General features: G+C 64.0%; 1 protein-coding gene. It reads right to left on the bottom strand.

What is annotated here, in order from left to right:
* Nucleotides 1–683, bottom strand: a 683-nt coding sequence (pstS, locus tag HV744_RS36670; protein ID WP_175154101.1) for a phosphate ABC transporter substrate-binding protein PstS, incomplete at both ends; no start/stop codon positions are given.

Here is a 683-nt window from a genome sequence, read left to right as displayed (position 1 = left end):
GGCAGCGAGATGTAGTCCAGATCGTTCGCGGCCTGCGTGCCGTTCTTGAACGCCCAGTCGAAGAACTTCAGCGTTTCGGCGCCTTGCGCCGGCTTGTCCTGCGCCGTGTGCAGCAGCACGAATGTCGCGCCGACGATCGGCCATGCGTTCTTGCCCGGCTCGTCCGTCAGGATCTGGTAGAACGACTTCGACCAGTCCGCGCCCGCTGCCGCTGCCTTGAACGTTTCCGTCTTCGGCTCGACCACCGCGCCCGCCGAGTTCTTCAGCGCGACGTACGTCATGTGGTTCTGCTTCGCATATGCCCATTCCACGTAGCCGATTGCGCCCGGCAGACGTTGCACGAAAGCGGCGACGCCGTCGTTGCCCTTGCCGCCCGTACCGGTCGGCCAGTTGACCGTCGAACCTTCACCGACCTTCGACTTCCAGTCCGGGTTGACCTTCGACAGGTAGTTCGTCCAGATGAAGCTGGTGCCCGAACCGTCGGCGCGGCGAACCACGGCGATGTCGGTATCCGGCAGCTTGACCTTCGGGTTCAGTGCGACGATCGCCGGATCGTTCCACTTCTTGATCTTGCCCAGGTAGATGTCGCCGAGCACTTCGCCCGACAGCGTCAGTTCAGCCGGCTTCACGCCCGGCACGTTGACGACCGGCACCACGCCGCCGACCACCGTCGGGAACTGGAA

Origin of the sequence: Paraburkholderia ultramafica, assembly GCF_902859915.1 — a bacterium.
Classification (GTDB): domain Bacteria; phylum Pseudomonadota; class Gammaproteobacteria; order Burkholderiales; family Burkholderiaceae; genus Paraburkholderia; species Paraburkholderia ultramafica.
The sequence above is the reverse complement of the archived record's forward strand: the minus strand, read 5'-3'. Positions and strand labels throughout refer to the sequence as shown.